Origin of the sequence: Oribacterium sp. C9, from assembly GCF_002007235.1 — a bacterium.
Classification (GTDB): domain Bacteria; phylum Bacillota; class Clostridia; order Lachnospirales; family Lachnospiraceae; genus Oribacterium.
The window spans coordinates 52,001-70,902 of record NZ_MUHW01000013.1 but is presented as its reverse complement, the minus strand read 5'-3'; the positions used below and the strand labels follow the sequence as shown (position 1 = coordinate 70,902).

The 18,902-nt window shown below is 45.7% G+C and carries 14 protein-coding genes; all 14 read left to right on the top strand.

All coding sequences use genetic code 11. The features are described 5' to 3' along the window. The first annotated feature begins 109 nt into the window (after window positions 1-109). Window positions 110-3,637: a pyruvate:ferredoxin (flavodoxin) oxidoreductase gene (gene nifJ / locus BXO88_RS09445; RefSeq protein ID WP_078037492.1), complete on the top strand. Its 3,528-nt coding sequence runs from the start codon at window positions 110-112 to the stop codon at window positions 3,635-3,637. 189 nt (window positions 3,638-3,826) lie between these two features. After that, on the top strand, window positions 3,827-5,161 hold the full coding sequence (gene der, locus BXO88_RS09440; RefSeq protein WP_078037491.1) for a ribosome biogenesis GTPase Der: 1,335 nt from the start codon (window positions 3,827-3,829) through the stop codon (window positions 5,159-5,161). Next, a complete protein-coding gene (locus tag BXO88_RS09435; protein WP_078037490.1) occupies window positions 5,161-5,805 on the top strand; it encodes a glycerol-3-phosphate acyltransferase in 645 nt (214 codons plus the stop codon). The genes der and BXO88_RS09435 overlap by 1 nt, the downstream gene beginning before the upstream one ends. Before the next feature lie 71 nt (window positions 5,806-5,876). Continuing rightward, window positions 5,877-6,884, top strand: coding sequence for an NAD(P)H-dependent glycerol-3-phosphate dehydrogenase (locus BXO88_RS09430; RefSeq protein ID WP_078037489.1), 1,008 nt, complete (start codon window positions 5,877-5,879; stop codon window positions 6,882-6,884). Window positions 6,885-7,273: 389 nt separating this feature from the next. Further along, window positions 7,274-8,500 carry an ABC transporter substrate-binding protein gene (locus tag BXO88_RS09425; protein WP_078037488.1) on the top strand — a complete coding sequence of 409 codons (1,227 nt, stop codon included), beginning with the start codon at window positions 7,274-7,276 and terminating at the stop codon, window positions 8,498-8,500. A gap of 222 nt (window positions 8,501-8,722) precedes the next feature. Continuing rightward, window positions 8,723-9,604: a branched-chain amino acid ABC transporter permease gene (locus BXO88_RS09420; RefSeq protein ID WP_206099983.1), complete on the top strand. Its 882-nt coding sequence runs from the start codon at window positions 8,723-8,725 to the stop codon at window positions 9,602-9,604. A gap of 6 nt (window positions 9,605-9,610) precedes the next feature. Then, complete coding sequence (locus tag BXO88_RS09415) at window positions 9,611-10,690, top strand: branched-chain amino acid ABC transporter permease (RefSeq protein WP_078037486.1); 1,080 nt, start codon at window positions 9,611-9,613, stop codon at window positions 10,688-10,690. A gap of 1 nt (window position 10,691) precedes the next feature. After that, the gene (locus tag BXO88_RS09410) at window positions 10,692-11,453 is read left to right on the top strand and encodes an ABC transporter ATP-binding protein (RefSeq protein ID WP_078037485.1); all 762 of its coding nucleotides are present in this window, start codon (window positions 10,692-10,694) and stop codon (window positions 11,451-11,453) included. 12 nt (window positions 11,454-11,465) lie between these two features. Then, complete coding sequence (locus BXO88_RS09405; RefSeq protein ID WP_078037484.1) at window positions 11,466-12,179, top strand: ABC transporter ATP-binding protein; 714 nt, start codon at window positions 11,466-11,468, stop codon at window positions 12,177-12,179. 207 nt (window positions 12,180-12,386) lie between these two features. Next, a complete protein-coding gene (locus tag BXO88_RS09400; protein ID WP_078037483.1) occupies window positions 12,387-14,015 on the top strand; it encodes an MBL fold metallo-hydrolase RNA specificity domain-containing protein in 1,629 nt (542 codons plus the stop codon). Window positions 14,016-14,154: 139 nt separating this feature from the next. Next, on the top strand, window positions 14,155-14,724 hold the full coding sequence (locus BXO88_RS09395) for a lysozyme inhibitor LprI family protein (protein ID WP_168171669.1): 570 nt from the start codon (window positions 14,155-14,157) through the stop codon (window positions 14,722-14,724). A gap of 85 nt (window positions 14,725-14,809) precedes the next feature. Beyond that, window positions 14,810-17,512, top strand: a complete 2,703-nt coding sequence (gene alaS / locus BXO88_RS09390) for an alanine--tRNA ligase (protein WP_078037481.1) — start codon at window positions 14,810-14,812, stop codon at window positions 17,510-17,512. A 131-nt stretch (window positions 17,513-17,643) separates the two neighbouring features. Then, a complete protein-coding gene (rpsU, locus tag BXO88_RS09385) occupies window positions 17,644-17,820 on the top strand; it encodes a 30S ribosomal protein S21 (protein WP_005539624.1) in 177 nt (58 codons plus the stop codon). A gap of 91 nt (window positions 17,821-17,911) precedes the next feature. Then, window positions 17,912-18,898 (top strand): PhoH family protein, encoded by a 987-nt coding sequence (locus BXO88_RS09380; RefSeq protein WP_078037480.1) that lies wholly within the window; start codon window positions 17,912-17,914, stop codon window positions 18,896-18,898. Window positions 18,899-18,902 lie beyond the last annotated feature (4 nt).

The following is an 18,902-nucleotide window of genomic DNA, read 5'->3' as shown; positions in this document are numbered from 1 at the left end:
CATTTTATAGCGGAAATGCTATAATTTCATAGAGTATGATATCCTTTTTATAAGGTTCATATTATATATCGCATTCATGTATGATATTCATTTTTTAGGAGGAATTCTTATGGCAAGAAAAATGAAAACCATGGATGGTAATCAGGCTGCTGCACATGCATCTTATGCATTTACAGAAGTAGCCGCCATCTTCCCAATTACCCCTTCATCAGTTATGCCGGAGCATGTTGATGAGTGGGCAACAGAAGGCAGAAAGAACCTTCTCGGTGAGACAGTACAGGTAACCGAGATGCAGTCTGAGGCCGGTGCTGCAGGTGCAGTTCACGGTTCACTTGCTGCAGGTGCTCTTACAACTACCTTCACAGCTTCTCAGGGTCTCTTACTCATGATCCCTGATATCTACAAGGTTGCTGGTGAGCAGCTTCCGGGCGTATTTGATGTTTCTGCTCGTGCACTTGCATCACACGCTCTTTCCATCTTTGGTGATCATTCAGACGTTATGGCATGCCGTCAGACCGGTGCTGCTATGCTCTGCGAGTCTTCAGTTCAGGAAGTTATGGACCTTACCCCTGTAGCACACCTTGCTGCACTTAAGGGTCGCATTCCATTCATCAATTTCTTTGACGGATTCAGAACATCTCACGAGATTCAGAAGATCGAGGAGTGGGATTACGAGGATATCCGTGACATGGTTGATTGGGAGTATGTTGATGAGTTCAGAGCTCGTGCATTAAATCCTAACCACCCAGTTGAGAGAGGTTCAGCTCAGAACCCTGACATCTTCTTCCAGGCACGTGAGGCATCTAACCCTTACTACGATGCACTTCCTGCAATCGTTCAGGAGTACATGGACAAGGTTAATGCTAAGATCGGTACAGACTATAAGCTCTTCAACTATTACGGTGCAGCTGATGCTGAGCACGTAATCGTTGCTATGGGTTCAGTTAACGATACAATCGAAGAGACAATCGACTACCTTGCAGCTCAGGGCGAGAAGGTCGGTGTAGTAAAGGTTAGACTTTACAGACCATTCGCTGCAGATGCACTTGTTGCAGCTATTCCTGAGACAGTTAAGCAGATCACTGTTCTTGACAGAACAAAGGAGCCAGGTTCTATCGGTGAGCCTCTTTACCTTGACGTTGTTGCAGCTCTTCAGGGCACAAAGTTCCAGGGTGTTAAGGTATTCTCAGGACGTTATGGTCTTGGTTCAAAGGATACAACTCCTGCTCAGATCGTTGCAGTTTACAAGAACGCTGATAAGAAGAGATTTACAATCGGTATCAACGATGATGTAACATATCTTTCACTTCCTATCGGACCAGCTCTTACAACTACTCCAGAGGGAACAATCAACTGTAAGTTCTGGGGTCTTGGTGCTGACGGTACTGTAGGTGCTAACAAGAACTCTATCAAGATCATCGGTGACAACACAGACATGTACGCTCAGGCTTACTTCGATTATGATTCAAAGAAGTCCGGCGGTGTTACTATGTCACACCTCAGATTCGGTAAGAAGCCAATCAAGTCAACTTACCTTATCAAGAGAGCTAATTTCGTAGCCTGCCACAACCCTGCATACATGACAAAGTTCAACATGGTACAGGAGCTCGTTGATGGCGGTACATTCCTCCTTAACTGCGTATGGAGCAAGGATGAGATCGCTGAGCACATCCCTGGACAGGTTAAGAAGTACATGTATGATCACAAGATCAACTTCTACATCATCAATGGTGTAAAGATCGGTATCGAGACAGGTATGGGTCCTACTCGTATCAATACTATCCTTCAGTCAGCATTCTTCACACTTGCTGATATCATCCCTGCCGACATGGCAAACAAGCTTATGAAGGATGCAGCTCAGAAGACATACGGCCGTAAGGGTGAGGATGTCGTTAAGAAGAACTGGGCAGCTATTGATGCCGGTGCTAACGCATTCGAGAAGATCGAGATTCCTGCAGACTGGGCTAACGCACAGGATGAGGGACTTGAGTTCAAGGATAAGACAGAAGGTAAGAAGGAAGTTCTTGACTTCGTTAACAACATCCAGAACGCTGTTTCTGCACAGGAAGGTAACGGTCTCCCTGTATCAGCATTCAAGGATTATGTAGATGGTACAACACCTTCAGGTACAGCTGCATACGAGAAGAGAGGTATCGCAGTTAACGTTCCTAACTGGAATCCTGATAACTGTATCCAGTGTAACTTCTGTTCATATGTATGTCCTCACGCAGCTATTCGTCCATTCGCTTACACAGCAGACGAGGCAGCAGCAGCTCCAGCAGGAGATGTATGCAAGGATATGACAGGTATGGCTGGCTACAAGTTCGGTATCAAGGTATCTGTTCTTGACTGTACAGGTTGTGGATCTTGTGCAAACGTATGTCCTGGTATGAAGGGCAACAAGGCTCTCGAGATGAAGCCTATCGCACAGGAGCTCGACAGACAGAAGTACTTCGATTATGCTGAGAAGCTTCCTGAGAAGGAAGAGGTTATTGCCAAGTTCAAGGAGACAACAGTTAAGGGCTCACAGTTCAAGAAGCCTCTTCTTGAGTACTCAGGTGCATGTCCAGGATGTGGTGAGACACCTTATGCTAAGCTCATCACTCAGCTCTTCGGTGACAGAATGTACATCGCAAACGCTACAGGATGTTCATCAATTTGGGGTAACTCTTCACCTTCTACACCTTACACAGTAAATGCTAAGGGTCAGGGTCCTGCATGGGATAACTCACTCTTCGAGGACAACGCTGAGTTCGGTTACGGTATGTTACTTGCTCAGAACGCTATCCGTACAAGACTTAAGAAGGAAGTTGAGCAGCTCGCAGAGAAGGATGCATCTGTTAAGGATGTATGCCAGGAGTGGCTTGATACTTTCTCAGTAGGTGCTACAAACGGTGCAGCTACAGATAAGCTTGTTGCAGCTCTTGCAGACAAGACTGATGATCTTTCAAAGGATCTCGTAAAGAATAAGGACTTCCTGTCAAAGAAGAGCCAGTGGATCTTCGGTGGTGACGGTTGGGCTTACGATATCGGATTCGGCGGACTTGATCATGTACTTGCTTCAGGCAAGGATATCAACGTTATGGTATTCGATACTGAGGTTTACTCAAATACAGGTGGACAGTCATCTAAGTCAACACCTACCGGTGCTGTAGCTCAGTTCGCTGCAGGCGGTAAGGAGACAGGTAAGAAGGATCTCCCAGGTATCGCAATGTCTTACGGCTACGTATACGTTGCACATATCAACATGGGTGGCGATATGGCTCAGACAGTTAAGGCTATTACAGAGGCTGAGGCATACCCAGGTCCATCACTCATCATCGCTTATGCTCCATGTATCAACCATGGTATCAAGAAGGGCATGGCTAAGGCTATGGATGAGGAGAAGCTTGCTCTTACAACAGGTTACTGGAACAACTTCAGATTCAACCCTAACGGCGGAGACAAGAAGTTCACTCTTGACTCTAAGGAGCCAAACTTCGAAGGATATCAGGACTTCCTTAAGGGAGAGGTTCGTTACCTTTCACTCGGTCTCAAGAACCCAGAGAGAGCTAAGGCACTCGATGAGAAGAACCAGGCTGAGTCAGAGGCTAGATATGAGCATCTTAAGAAGCTCAATGATCTTTACAACAACTAATAAAGATTAAAAGCTTTAAAACGGGGAGCCGGCTTATGCCGGCTCCTTTTTGCGTTGGGAATTTTTTGTTGCCTAATGAGGCACGGACATGGTCTTTTTGAAAAAACATCACCAATCTTGCCGTTTCGAACCTATCGTGTTAAGATATATAAGTTAAAGTATGTCTATTTGCCAGGATAGGTGATTATAATGAGAAAAGTAATTGTGGCGGTGGTTGGCCGTCCGAATGTAGGTAAGTCTACATTGTTTAATTTGATCGCAGGAAAGCAGATTTCTATCGTAAAGGACACCCCGGGTGTTACCAGAGACAGAATCTATGCCGATGCAGAGTGGCTTAATTATAAGTTCACATTGGTTGATACCGGCGGAATCGAGCCGGAGAGTAAGGATATCATTCTTTCACAGATGCGTTCACAGGCACAGCTTGCTATCGATACTGCAGATGTTATCCTTTTCGTTACAGATGTAAGAACAGGTCTGGTGGATGCAGATTATGAAGTTGCTGATATGCTTCGTAAGTCAGGTAAGCCTATAGTGCTTTGCGTTAATAAGGTGGACAGTTTCAAGAAGTTCGGTGATGATATTTATGAGTTCTATAATCTGGGACTCGGAGATCCTTTCGGAGTATCATCCACAAACCAGATGGGCGTGGGAGATCTTCTGGATGAAGTGGTTAAGCATTTCCCTACAGATTCTCTGGATGACACTGATGATGATTCCATAAAGGTTGCTCTCATAGGTAAGCCTAATGTTGGAAAGAGCTCGGTTGTCAACAAGCTTCTCGGACAGAACAGAGTTATCGTTTCCGACATTGCCGGAACCACCAGAGACGCCATCGACACAAAGATAGTTCATGATGGCAAGGAATATACATTCATAGATACAGCCGGACTCAGACGTAAGGGCAAGGTTACCGATGATATAGAGAGATATTCGGTTATTCGTACTGTGGCTGCAGTTGACAGAGCAGATATCTGCCTCGTTCTTATCGATGCCACACAGGGCGTTACAGACGGTGATGCCAATATCGCGGGAATAGCCCATGAGTCAGGAAAGGGAGTTATCATCTGTGTAAACAAGTGGGATGCGATTCCGGATAAGACTGACAAGACCATGAACGAGTTCCTCGCAAAGCTCAAGGAGAAATTCGCATATATGCCATATGCAGAATACCTTTTTATTTCTGCTGAGACAGGTCAGAGACTGAACAAGATCTTTGATCTCGTTGATAAGGTAAGAGAGAGCCAGACACTCCGTATCCGTACAGGTGTGCTCAATGATATCATGACCAGAGCTACAGCCATGAAGCAGCCGCCTAGTGATAAGGGTAAGAGACTGAAGCTGTTCTACATGACTCAGACAGCCGTAGAACCGCCAACATTTGTCATATTCGTAAACGATGTTCAGCTTATGCATTTCTCATATACAAGATATATCGAAAATCAGATAAGAGATGCATTTGGATTTATGGGAACACCGCTTAAATTCCTTATTCGTGAAAGAAAAGGTGGTGAAGAGGAATAATGGATATTCAGCATATTATCATAGCTCTTTTGGTGGGATATGTTTTCGGCATGATCCCAAACGGCTACCTTTACGGGAAGGCTCAGGGTGTGGATATTTATAAGGTGGGCTCCGGTAATCCCGGAAGCACCAATATATCACGTACGCTTGGAAAAAGAGCGGGAGCAACTGTGCTCCTTCTTGATATGGCAAAAACCATAGTTCCGATTCTGATCCTCAGTATGATTTGGAAACCTGCAACGGTAGATGAAACTACTCTTATCATCTTGTGGGGAGGCACAGGTGCTGTGCTTGGACATGACTTTCCTGTATTACCCAAGCTTAAGGGTGGTAAGGGAATCGCCTGTTCAGGGGCACTGGTCATAGCTTTTGAGTGGAAACTGGCGCTGATACTTGTATTGGTGTTCGTCGTTGTTGTAAAAACCACAGGCTATGTCAGCGTTGGTTCTATAACAGCGGCTGTGATGCTTTTTGTTTTCACGGTGCTTTTTGGATATTTCGGGATGCTTCCGATGTCTATGGGAATTTATCCTATGGTATGTGCACTGATATTCTTTCTTTCTGTACTTGCCATATGGCAGCATCGCAGCAATATTGATCGCTTGAGAAAAGGAACAGAGAGTAAGTTCCATTTCAAGAAATAAAAAACGATGGACAGCACGCTGAAGATGAGCGTGCTGTTTGTGAATTTAGTTAATGTTTTATAGGAGAGTTTATGAAGACAGCGGTTGTAGGAGCAGGAACCTGGGGTACGGCGCTTGCCGTTCTTTTGGCTCACAACGGACATGAGGTTACACTTTGGACCAGATCCGAAAGCAGTGCCGTAGAGATGTCAAAGACCAGAAGGCAGAAAAACCTTCCTGAAGCTGTTATCCAGGATGACATGATCATTACCTCGGATATGCATGAAGCGTTAATGGACAAGGATATGATAGTTCTTGCAGTTCCGTCCATATATGTGCGTGAAACTGCAAAACGTATGTCGGAGTTCGTTCGCCATGGGCAGGTGATAGTTTCTGTATCAAAGGGTATCGAAGGTGATTCTCTGAAGACAATGTCTGAGATCATAGAGGATGAGATCCCTCAGGCGGATGTGGCGGTTCTTTCGGGCCCGAGCCATGCAGAGGAGGTTTCCAGATTCATCCCTACCACCATAGTTACAGGAGCCCGTTCTGAAAAGACCGCAAGATTCATTCAGGACACTTTCATGAGCGATTGTTTCAGGGTTTACATAAATCCGGATATCAAGGGCATAGAGATAGGCGGTGCTTTGAAGAACGTTGTAGCCCTTGCTGCGGGTATGGCAGACGGTCTCGGATACGGAGACAACAGTAAGGCAGCCCTCATTACAAGAGGTATCGCGGAAATCACTAGACTCGGGGTGAAGATGGGCTGTGATATCGAGACCTTCCAGGGGTTGAGCGGCATAGGTGATCTGATAGTTACCTGTGCTTCCATGCATTCCAGAAACAGAAGAGCCGGTATACTTATAGGAAAGGGAAAATCCTATCAGGAGGCTATGACTGAGGTCGGTCAGGTTGTGGAAGGTGTTTATGCGGCAAAGGCTGCCAAGCAGCTGGCTGATAAGTATTCAGTAACCATGCCTATAGTTGAAGAGATAAACGAGATCCTTTTCGGAGATAAATCTCCTGAGGAAGCCGTAAAGGATCTGATGATGAGAGACAGAAGGCTCGAGAATTCGGGAATGAAATTTGATAAATGATCTGCTTTTATAATAAGCAATGAAGTTGTAGTAAAGGGTCTGGTATATGAGATCAATGAGCGACAGTTTCATTGAACAAGAATAGTGCAGCTGTTGGAGAGAACATTCTCCGGCAGCTGCTTTTTTTGCTTATGAAAATTCTTAAAAACGCGCTGTAATCTTGATTTTGCTTATAATGAATATAACTATAGGTTATTAAAATAAAAAATAATGTTAATTTGCGTTATAAAAGCGATTGACTTTAAATTACCTGTTTTTTATAATCGACTCAAGAGCTTAAGTGTGGGATGTGGCTTAAAAAACCTAGGAAATAAGCCGATTTTACGCTTTCCAAATATGTGGTTGGGATGTTTTCGGGTCCCGTTTTATAGTCACAGGAGGAGAATAGTATGAAAAAAATATTAAGCGTATTACTTGCCGGAACCATGGCAGCAACACTTGCAGCATGTGGTTCTTCATCAACAGGTTCAACATCAACAGGTTCAACATCAGCAGCTACAACTGCGGCAGCAGGAGAGACATCTGCTGACAGCGGTTCTGCTTCTTCAGATCTTACATGGAAGATCGGTTCTCAGGGCCCTCTTACAGGCGGCGCTGCATTATACGGCGAGGCAGTTGTTAACGGTGCCAAGGTTGCTGTCGATGAGATCAATGAGGCAGGCGGAATCAACGGATACAAGATCGAGTTCAAGACTGCAGATGATGAGCATGATCAGGAGAAGGCTGTCAATGCTTACAACTCACTCAAGGACTGGGGCATGCAGGTGCTTGTAGGACCTACAACATCTTCACCTACCATGGCAGTTGCTTCCGAGGCAGTGAATGACAACATGTTCATGATCACACCTTCAGGTTCTGCAGTTGACTGTACAGCTACTGCCAATGCTTACAGAGTATGCTTCTCAGATCCTGCACAGGGAACAAAGTCAGCTCAGTATATCGGACAGCACAAGCTCGCTACAAAGGTTGCGGTGCTTTACGATTCATCAGATGTTTACTCAAGCGGTATCTATGAGGCATTTGCAAAAGAGGCGGCAAATCAGGGAATCGAGATCGTAGATACAGAGCAGTTCACTGCTGATTCAAAGACCGACTTCTCAACACAGCTTCAGAAGATGCAGGCAGCAGGAGCAGAGCTCGCATTCCTTCCTTTCTACTACACAGAGGCAGCTCTCGTTCTTACTCAGGCTAACACCATGGGATTCAAGCCTATATTCTTCGGAGTAGATGGTATGGACGGAATCCTTGGACTTGATAATTTTGATACATCACTTGCAGAAGGACTTATGCTTCTTACACCGTTTGCAGCAGATGCAACAGATGATGCAACTGTAAACTTCGTTACAAGATATAAGGATGCTTTCGGAAGCACACCTATCCAGTTTGCAGCAGACGCTTATGATGCAGTATATATCGTGAAGAAGGCTGCAGAGGCAGCAAATCTCACACCTGACAAGTCTGTTGATGAGATCGGAACAGCTCTTGAAGAGCAGCTCAAGAGCCTTTCATACGACGGTATCACAGGTGCCGGTATGACATGGAACGAGGGCGGTGACGTTGATAAGGAGCCAAAGGCTGTAGTTATTAAGGATGGCGCATACGTATCCGCAGAATGATCGCAGACTTGAGGGAAGATTTCCCGGTTATTCATTAGCATAGGTTTTAAGCATAAAGGGTTGCTTTCCGGAGCGGCCCTTTTAGTGCATAAGTATACCGATTCCTTGTGCGGCTTTGATGCATGAGGAATTCTTTAATGACTAGGATGGTTTTCTTTATATAATTACAGGTTTTAGTCGGAATTTTTATTATAAGCAGGAAACGAAGAGGTAGCAAAGATGATGAGTTTTATTTCATATCTGCTCAATGGATTGAGTCTTGGATCGGTATATGCGATCATAGCTCTTGGGTATACCATGGTTTACGGTATCGCCAAGATGCTGAATTTTGCACATGGTGACATCCTTATGGTGGGAGGCTATGCGGCTTTTATTGCCCTTAACAGCCTGGGTCTTCCCGTCCCTGTCGCAGTGCTGGTCAGCATGGTCGTGTGTACTTTACTTGGAATCTCCATTGAGAAAATTGCATATAAGCCTCTTCGTAAGGCGAATTCGCTGTCTGTTCTCATTACGGCGATAGGTGTTTCCTATCTGCTTCAGAATCTGGCACAGCTTATATTCACGGCAAATCCGAAGAGCTTCACCTCATTTGTAGGCATTGAGCCTATAAAGCTTGCCGGAGGACAGCTCACAGTTTCAGGCGAGACTGTTGTCACCATCGTTACATGCGTGATCATAGTTGTGTGTCTGGTTACTTTTATCAATAAGACAAAGGCAGGACAGGCTATGCTGGCTGTTTCCGAGGATAAGGGTGCTGCAACTCTTATGGGCGTTGATGTAAACGGAACGATCTCTCTTACCTTCGCCATCGGCTCGGCTCTCGCAGCCATCGGTGGTATCCTTCTTTGTTCGGCGTATCCTACATTGACACCTACCACAGGAGCTATGCCCGGTATCAAGGCCTTCGTTGCAGCGGTTCTTGGTGGAATCGGTTCTATTCCGGGAGCCTTCATCGGAGGCATCATCCTCGGAGTGCTTGAGAACCTTGCGAAAGCTTATATTTCATCCAAGCTTTCAGATGCCATCGTATTCTCTGTGCTCATCATCGTGCTTTTGGTCAAGCCTACAGGAATACTCGGAAAGAAGATTATGGAGAAAGTGTGACATCAGATGGATAAAGTTATTGCTGAAAAGAAGAAGATCACCCGTAGTAATCTGATCACTTTCGCTATGGTGATCATTGCCTACGTAATTGTTGAGATAATGATAAATACGGGAAACGTAAGCTCCCTTTTCAAGGGACTTCTGGTTCCTCTCTGTATCTATTCCATACTTGCGGTGAGTCTTAACCTCGTGGTAGGTATCTCGGGAGAGCTTTCTCTCGGACATGCGGGATTTATGTGTATAGGAGCCTTTGCAAGCTCCACATGGTCAATGATCATGAAGTCAACATCCATGCCTGAGGGACTCAGATTTTTCATCGCCATAGTTATAGGCGCGGTGACAGCTGCTTTTTTCGGATTCCTCATAGGTATCCCGGTTCTGAGACTGAAGGGCGATTACCTCGCCATCGTAACCCTTGCCTTTGGTGAGATCATCAAGAACCTCGTCAATGCTTTGTACTTCGGTATCGATGCAAACGGTCTTCATTTTTCACTGGAAGACAGTATGCACTTAAATATGGACGGCGGCACCATCATCATAAAGGGTGCACAGGGAATCACCGGAACACCTAAGAACTCGAACTTCACCATCGGTGTGATCCTTCTTCTTATCGTGCTCTTCATAGTGCTGAACCTTATCAATTCAAGGACAGGACGTGCTGTTATGGCTATAAGAGACAACAGGATCGCCGCAGAGTCAGTAGGTCTCAATGCCACAAAATTCAAGCTTCTGGCTTTTACCATTTCTGCTGCAATAGCGGGAGTCGGCGGTGTTCTTTATGCTCATAACCTGAGCTCACTTCAGGCGCTTCCGAAGAATTTCGGATACAACCAGTCCATCATGATCCTTGTATTCGTTGTTATGGGCGGTATCGGAAATATCAGAGGTTCCGTTGTGGCGGCAGTGGTACTCACTGTACTTCCTGAGCTTTTGAGAGGTCTCAGCGATTACCGTATGCTGATCTATGCGGTCGTTCTCATACTTATGATGCTCTGTACATCAGCACCATCATGGATACAGTACCGTGAGAGGATCATGATGAGTTTCGGAAAGAACAAAAAAGTAAACGGAAAGGAGAGTAATTGATATGGCTGCGATGCTCAAGGTTGACAGTCTCGGTATCTCCTTTGGTGGATTAAAGGCAGTAGACAACTTCAATGTCGAGATTGAAAAGAATGAATTATACGGTCTCATAGGACCTAACGGTGCGGGAAAGACCACGGTTTTTAATCTGCTGACAGGCGTTTATCAGCCTACCAGCGGACAGATAGTTCTCGGAGATGACAATATCACAGGTCTAGACTGTGAGGCCATAAGCAAGAAGGGTATCGCGAGAACCTTCCAGAACATCAGGCTGTTTTCCCAGCTTTCCGTTCTCGATAATGTCAAGGTGGGACTTCATAACAGACACGAGTATTCAACATTGGACGGAATCTTCAGAACACCTAAGTTCCGTAAGATAGAGAGGGAGATGGATGAGAAGGCTCTTAGTCTTCTCAAGGTCTTTGATCTTGACGGATTCTGTAATTATAAGGCATCCAACCTTCCTTACGGACAGCAGAGAAAGCTGGAGATCGCAAGAGCTCTTGCCACAGACCCGAAGCTTCTCCTTTTGGATGAGCCGGCAGCGGGCATGAACCCCAATGAAACAGAAGAGCTTATGAATACCATAAGACTCGTTCGTGATAAGTTCGATATGACCATACTCCTTATCGAGCATGATATGAAGCTTGTTTCAGGTATCTGCGACAGACTTACTGTCCTTAACTTCGGCCAGGTCTTAAAGCAGGGACAGACTCAGGACGTTCTGCATGATCCTGAAGTAGTAAAGGCATATCTTGGTGATTAAGGGGGAAATGAAATGAGTATCATGTTGGATGTTAAGGATCTTAACGTATATTATGGTGTGATCCATGCGCTCAAGGGCGTTTCCTTCCATGTCAACAAGGGAGAGATAGTTACGCTGATCGGTGCAAACGGCGCCGGAAAGACAACTACGCTTCAGACCATAACAGGACTTATTCCTGCACAATCAGGAAGCGTAATGTATAACGGCAGGGAGATCATCCATACTCCGGGACATCAGCTGGTGGCAAACGGACTTGCTCACGTTCCTGAGGGAAGAAGAGTTTTCGCAACATTGTCCGTATACCAGAATCTGATGCTTGGTGCCTATACCCGTAAGGACAAGGATGGCATCGAGGCTACACTTAAGACTGTTTACGAGCATTTCCCGAGACTTCTGGAACGTAAGAATCAGATGGCAGGAACACTTTCCGGCGGTGAGCAGCAGATGCTCGCCATGGGAAGAGCTCTCATGAGCAATCCTGAAATGGTGGTTCTGGACGAGCCTTCCATGGGACTTTCGCCTATCTATGTAAATGAGATCTTCAACATCATTGAGAAGATCCATGATTCCGGCGTTACTGTGCTTCTGGTAGAACAGAATGCCAACAAGGCGCTGTCCATAGCTGACCGCGCATATGTTCTGGAGACCGGAAATATCACCATAGAGGGAGCGGCTCAGGATCTTGCCAACGATCCGAAGGTAAAGGCGGCATATCTTTCCGAATGATGCAAATGTTTTGTTTGCTTTTCAGCTTTCTTAGTGACTGATGTGCTGAAGGAGAGGCCGGAAAAAACGGCTGCGCAAAATATTTTCAAAAAGAATTAAAATTAGAAAAAACATTCTAAAATTAAAACCCGAAAAGTGGAATTCAAAAAACTCTGTTGATATAATTATTATATCAGCAGAGTTTTTTAATACCCGGAGGTGAACAACATGAAGCTATATTTTATCGGAGCAGATCATGAAGTAACCGGTTCATTACATTATCTTCATGCGGCAGGACTAAAGATACTTATAGATTGCGGTATGCAGCAGGGGGTTAAGCATTATGAAACTGCAGCGCTGCCTATCAAGTATTCTGACGTGGATTACATACTTTTGACCCACGCGCACATCGATCACTCGGGAATGATTCCCTATGCATACAAGAACGGATTTCATGGAACGGTAATCACCACCAAGGCTACAGAGGATCTCGCCAACATCATGCTGAGAGATTCTGCTCACATCCAGATGCAGGAGGTTGAGTATAAGAACAGAAAGGGGCGGAGAGCCGGATTTGAGGATGAGGTTCCTATCTATGATCTCAATGATGTAAATGGAGTTCTGGATCATTTTCAGGGCGTTGACTATAACAAGGTGGTTGAGCTGAGTGACGCTGTGAAGGTTCGCTTTACGGATGCGGGGCATCTTTTGGGTTCGGCATCCATAGAGGTGATGATCAGAGAGAACGGGGTTTCAAAGAAGATAGTTTTTTCTGGAGATCTGGGAAATTCGGACAAACCGCTCATAAGAGATCCGCAGTATATAAGAGATGCGGATTATGTGGTCATGGAATCTACCTATGGCGACAGATTTCATGATAAAAATGTTGACCATGTGGCAGATCTTGTCAATATCACTCAGAGGACTCTGGACAGAGGTGGTAATGTAGTTATCCCTGCCTTTGCTGTGGGCAGGACTCAGGAGCTTCTTTACCTTTACAGGCAGATAAAGTGCAACAAGCTGATAAAGGGTCACGGAGATTTTCCGGTTTATGTGGACAGTCCTTTGGCGGTGGAGGCTACTCATGTTTTCACCAGAAATCTGGCGGATTGCTATGATGATGAGACGAGGGAGCTGGTACTGAGCGGAATCAACCCCATAGCCTTTAAGGGACTTAATCTTTCCATTACATCGGAAGAATCAAAGATGATCAATTTCGACGAGACCCCCAAGGTCATCATTTCCGCTTCCGGAATGTGTGATGCGGGCCGTATACGTCACCATATAAAGTACAATCTGTGGAAGCCGGCCTCAACTATAGTGTTTGCGGGCTATCAGGCTGAAGGTACTCTCGGAAGGATACTTCTGGACGGCGCGGATTATGTAAAGATGTTCGGTGATGAGATCGCTGTAAGGGCGGAGATAGCCCGTATGCCGGCCATGTCCTCCCACGCGGATCAGGATAGCCTTCTCAAGTGGATATCCGCATATGACCTTAACAGACCGGACAGAGTATTCCTGGTGCATGGTGATGATGGCGCGATGAAGGCATTGTCAGAAATTATACATGAAAAGCTGGGATATACGGTGGATTGCCCGTATTCGGGTTCCGTTTTCAATCTTGCCACCAATCAATGGGAGATCGTCGGAGCTCCTGTGGAGGTAGTGAAGGCGGTGGAGTATTCATCAAGCGGCATACCGGGAAGAAGAAAGTCTTCGGATGCAGCCTTCGACAGACTTATGTCTGCATACAACAAGCTCCTCGTGGCTATCAAGGCAAATTACGGAGGCACCAACAAGGATCTCGCGAAGTTTACGGATCAGATCCTGAACCTCTACGACAAGTGGATAAGGTGACAGCTGTGTCATATGATAATGTTTCGGCTCCTGCGCTATGCGCAGGGGCTTTTAAAATTCATGTAAATGTAATAATATGATATCCGTGAAATTCGATATCCGAACTCGTTTTTCGCGTCACAGACGGAAGGGTTTATATATGTTTAACAGAATATCAAAAAGGACCCTTTGGGGGATAATGGTACTTTGTCTTGTATGTACCATCATCACACTGGGGATAAAAATAGTGCTTAAGAACAAGCTTGCCTCCTATGAGGCCGGGGCGGCTTCGACTGTTGTACAGGCAGAGACCGAAGAGCAGTTCATAGTTGCAACGGTCGAGGCAGAGACTGAAGAAAGTGATGAGGATCTCATCAGGAAATATGATATTCATTTTGGAGAGATAGATGAGCTCTACAGACGTATGGCAGGAAGAGGTCAGGATGTGGGGACGAAGGATGGCTACAGAAAGATCTCCGAGCTATGGGATAGAGAGCTCAAGGCACTTTCGGATGATATAGCATCCGGGATGAATGAAGCAGAGAAGAAAGAGTTCTTTGATGCGGAGAATACTTTTCTTGTTTCCAGAAATCATGAGTGCATGAAGGCAGTGGGACAGAATAAGGTCAGTTTTATGGAAGAGATAGACTATCTGGACAGGCACATAAGGCTCACGAGAGAGCATTGTAATGACCTTGTTAAAGATTATGCATCCTATCTTGCAAGTTAAAAATCACTGTGGTATATTTTACAAGTTAATGTCTATTATGCCATAAATGGCTTAATTACTTAGAAAACACGAGGAGATTATAATAATGCAGTACAGAGGCGTAAATGAATTACGTGAACTGTTCCTTAGCTTCTTTGAGGAGAAGGGATGCTTACGCTTAAACAGTTTCTCACTGGTTCCGCATAATGACAATTCATTGCTCATTATCAATTCAGGTATGGCACCGATGAAGCCATGGTTCACCGGTCAGGAGATTCCGCCGAGACGCAGAGTCACAACATGCCAGAAGTGTATCCGTACAGGAGATCTGGAGAACGTAGGAAAGACAGCTCGCCACGGTACATATTTTGAGATGCTCGGAAACTTCTCATTCGGCGACTACTTTAAGAAAGAAGCTATTCCATGGGCATGGGAGTTCCTCACAGAGAGAGTCGGACTCGATCCGGAGAGACTTTATCCGTCAGTTTATGTTGATGACGAAGAGGCATACAACATCTGGCTTAACGATATGCATATTCCTGCTGAGCGTATTTATAAGTTCGGCAAGGAGGACAACTTCTGGGAGCATGGTTCAGGTCCTTGCGGTCCATGTTCAGAGATCTATTATGATCGTGGAGAGAAGTACGGAAACGGCCCTGAGGATGTAATGGGTGGTGAAGGCGATCGTTTCATGGAGGTATGGAACATCGTATTTACCCAGTTCAACAACGACGGCGAGAATCATTATACCGATCTTGACCAGAAGAACATCGATACAGGTATGGGTCTCGAGAGACTTGCGGTTGCTGTTCAGGATGTTGCATCCATTTTCGATGTAGATACACTGAAGAGCCTGAGAGACCTCATCTGTGAGATCTCAGGCGGAATCGAGTATGACAAGCCTGAGACACACGAGTCTGATATTTCAGTCCGTATCATCACAGATCACTCACGTTCAATGACATTTATGATCTCTGACGGTATCATGCCTTCAAATAACGGACGCGGCTATGTACTCCGTCGTATCATTCGTCGTGCAGTACGTCATGGAAGAAAGCTCGGTATCAAGGGCTCATTCCTTCCTACACTTGTAGAGAGAGTTATCGAGACATCAAAGGACGGTTATCCGGAGCTTGATGAGAAGAGAGATTTCATTCTCAGCGTAGTTAAGGCTGAGGAAGAGAAGTTTGAAAAGACTTATGAGCAGGGTATGGAGATCCTCGAGGAGATGGAGGCAGAGCTTGCCAAGTCAGGCAAGAAGGTGCTTTCAGGTGAGGATGCGTTCAAGCTTTATGATACATATGGCTTCCCTGTAGACAATACAAAGGAAATTCTCGAAGAGAAGGGCTTCACTGTTGACGAAGAGGGCTTCAAGGCAGCCATGGAGCAGCAGAAGAAGCAGGGTCGTAAGGACAGACTCGAGTCAGGAAAGATGGCAGAATACAGTGGTCACGCGGCAACTGTATATGACGAGCTTGATCCTGAGCTTAGCTGTTCATTCGACGGATATGATAAGCTCGAGAAGGACAGCAAGGTCATTTCCATGATCGCTCTCGGAGACGAGGAAGCTGTAGTAGAGGCACTTTCTGATGGTGAGGAAGGCGCTATCATCACAGAGGAGACACCTTTCTACGGAACAATGGGCGGACAGGTAGGTGATACCGGTCTCATCGTTCTCGGTTCTGAGGATAAGGATGCTTCAGCACTCGGTAAGGGAGCTGCAGTTTTCGAGGTTAAGAAGACAGAGCACGTTGGCGGAAACAAGATCGCTCACATCGGTGTTATGAAGAGCGGTATGATCAAGCTTAACGACGTGGTTACTCTTAAGGTTTCGGCGGAGAACCGTATGGATACCTGCAGAAACCACTCAGCTACACACCTTCTTCAGAAGGCACTTCGTGAAGTTCTGGGAACTCACGTAGAGCAGGCAGGTTCATTCCAGGATGCAGGCAGAACCAGATTTGACTTCTCACACTTCCAGGCTATGACAAAGGAAGAGCTTCAGAAGGTTGAGGATATAGTTAATGCTAAGATCCGTGAGGGTCTCAGTGTAAGAACAGAAGTCATGACTCTTGAAGAGGCAAAGAAGACAGGCGCTATGGCACTTTTCGGTGAGAAGTACGGCGCTGAGGTAAGAGTTGTACGTATGGGAGATTTCTCAACTGAGCTTTGCGGTGGTACTCATGTAAAGAATACACTTGAGATCGGTCAGTTCAAGATCGTAAGTGAGGCAGGAGTAGCAGCAGGCGTAAGACGTATAGAGGCACTTACAGGTGAGAATGTTCGCAAGTACTATGAGAACCTTGAAAAGGAAATCAACATGGCCTGTGAGCTTGTAAAGGCAACACCGGCAACACTTGCAGAGCATATCAAGTCGCTTCAGAAGGAGTTAAAGGAGCTTAAGAGCGAGAATGAGGCTCTTAAGAGTAAGGAAGCAAAGAACGCTCTCGGTAATGTTATGGATAATGTTACAGAGGTAAATGGTGTCAAGTTCCTTGCGGCACATGTTTCCGGCGTAGATATGAATGAGCTTCGTAATCTCGGAGATGATCTCAAGGTTAAGCTTGGTGAAGGCGTTGTCCTTCTTATCTCTGATAAGGATGGCAAGGTTTCCATGGTTGCCATGGCAACTGATGCAGCTGTAAAGGCGGGCGCTCATGCAGGTAACCTTATCAAGCTCGTTGCACCTATCCTTGGCGGTGGCGGCGGCGGACGTCCTAACATGGCTCAGGCAGGTGGTAAGGATGCATCCAAGATCGGTGAGGCTATCGCAAAGGCCGGTGAAGTGATCAGGGAGCAGATCAAGTAAGAAATTTAAATTTACTGCGTTCGTTTTGGCGGGCGCAGCAAAGATACTTATTTTAAAAACCGCTTGACGCACGCGAATTGTGTGTTATAATAAATCAGAGTTTGTACCCGAAGGGAGGTTTGGGTTTCAGCATGTCAAATGTTATCGTAAAAGAGAACGAGTCTCTGGACAGCGCATTACGTAGATTTAAGAGAAACTGCGCTAAGGCCGGCATTCAGCAGGAGATTCGCAAGAGAGAACATTACGAGAAGCCATCTGTAAGACGTAAGAAGAAGTCTGAAGCAGCTAGAAAGCGTAAGTTCAACTAATCGTAAATAGATGATTAATGTAGCCCTGATTCAGAAATGATTCAGGGCTTTCTTCGTTATAAAGAATCAAGACCGATGGAGGAGATATTTCTTGGCAACAGTAGAAGCAATCATGGACATTCCCATGGAGCATGAGCAGAACGTGCTCGGCCAGTTAGACAGCAATATAAAAAAGATAGAAAGATCGTTCAATGTAACGATCATCGATCGTAACGGCGTCCTCAAGATCATAGGAGAGGAATCTGATGCCGAGAAGGCTAAGGAAGTAATAAAGAAGCTCCTTCAGCTCAGCCAGCGTGGCAATACCATAACTGAGCAGAACGTGGATTATGCCATTTCTCTCAGCTTTTCCGAAAAGATCAGAGGGAATGACATTATCGAGATCGATAAGGATATACTGGCAAGAACTTCCCTCGGTAAGCCGGTAAAGCCGAAAACACTTGGTCAGAAGGAGTATGTTGATGCCATCAGGAACAACATGATAACCTTCGGAATCGGACCAGCGGGAACCGGAAAGACCTATCTCGGCATGGCCATGGCCATAACAGCCTTCCGTCAGCAGGAGGTTCAGCGTATCATCCTTACAAGACCGGCCATAGAGGCAGGAGAAAAACTCGGATTTCTGCCTGGAGATCTCCAGTCAAAGGTAGATCCTTATATGAGACCTGTATATGATGCTCTTTATTCCATAATGGGTGCAGAGCAGTATCAGTCCAATTCAGAAAAGGGACTTATAGAGGTAGCACCTCTTGCCTACATGAGAGGAAGAACTCTGGACAATTCCTACATAATCCTTGATGAGGCTCAGAATACCACACCCGCACAGATGAAGATGTTCCTTACCCGTATAGGCTTTGGCTCAAAGGTCATCATCACCGGAGACCTCACCCAGAAGGATCTCGAGGAAGGCAAGAAATCAGGTCTTGAGGATGCCATGAGGGTCCTTAAGAATGTTGAGGGAATTGAATTTGTTCAGCTCACAAGTGCTGACGTAGTGAGACATCCTCTGGTTCAGCGCATCGTCAATGCCTATGAAAGAGACGAGGAGAAGCGTGCAAAGAGAGCCAGACAGCACTGATTTT

Excerpts from the sequence above, each read along its gene's own strand:
- BXO88_RS09400 (WP_078037483.1), top strand. The coding sequence starts at position 12,387 with ATGAAGCTATATTTTATCGGAGCAGATCATGAAGTAACCGGTTCATTA.
- BXO88_RS09425 (WP_078037488.1), top strand. The coding sequence starts at position 7,274 with ATGAAAAAAATATTAAGCGTATTACTTGCCGGAACCATGGCAGCAACA.
- rpsU (WP_005539624.1), top strand. The coding sequence starts at position 17,644 with ATGTCAAATGTTATCGTAAAAGAGAACGAGTCTCTGGACAGCGCATTA.
- BXO88_RS09395 (WP_168171669.1), top strand. The coding sequence starts at position 14,155 with ATGTTTAACAGAATATCAAAAAGGACCCTTTGGGGGATAATGGTACTT.
- BXO88_RS09410 (WP_078037485.1), top strand. The coding sequence starts at position 10,692 with ATGGCTGCGATGCTCAAGGTTGACAGTCTCGGTATCTCCTTTGGTGGA.
- nifJ (WP_078037492.1), top strand. The coding sequence starts at position 110 with ATGGCAAGAAAAATGAAAACCATGGATGGTAATCAGGCTGCTGCACAT.
- BXO88_RS09420 (WP_206099983.1), top strand. The coding sequence starts at position 8,723 with ATGAGTTTTATTTCATATCTGCTCAATGGATTGAGTCTTGGATCGGTA.
- BXO88_RS09415 (WP_078037486.1), top strand. The coding sequence starts at position 9,611 with ATGGATAAAGTTATTGCTGAAAAGAAGAAGATCACCCGTAGTAATCTG.
- BXO88_RS09430 (WP_078037489.1), top strand. The coding sequence starts at position 5,877 with ATGAAGACAGCGGTTGTAGGAGCAGGAACCTGGGGTACGGCGCTTGCC.
- BXO88_RS09405 (WP_078037484.1), top strand. The coding sequence starts at position 11,466 with ATGAGTATCATGTTGGATGTTAAGGATCTTAACGTATATTATGGTGTG.
- der (WP_078037491.1), top strand. The coding sequence starts at position 3,827 with ATGAGAAAAGTAATTGTGGCGGTGGTTGGCCGTCCGAATGTAGGTAAG.
- alaS (WP_078037481.1), top strand. The coding sequence starts at position 14,810 with ATGCAGTACAGAGGCGTAAATGAATTACGTGAACTGTTCCTTAGCTTC.
- BXO88_RS09435 (WP_078037490.1), top strand. The coding sequence starts at position 5,161 with ATGGATATTCAGCATATTATCATAGCTCTTTTGGTGGGATATGTTTTC.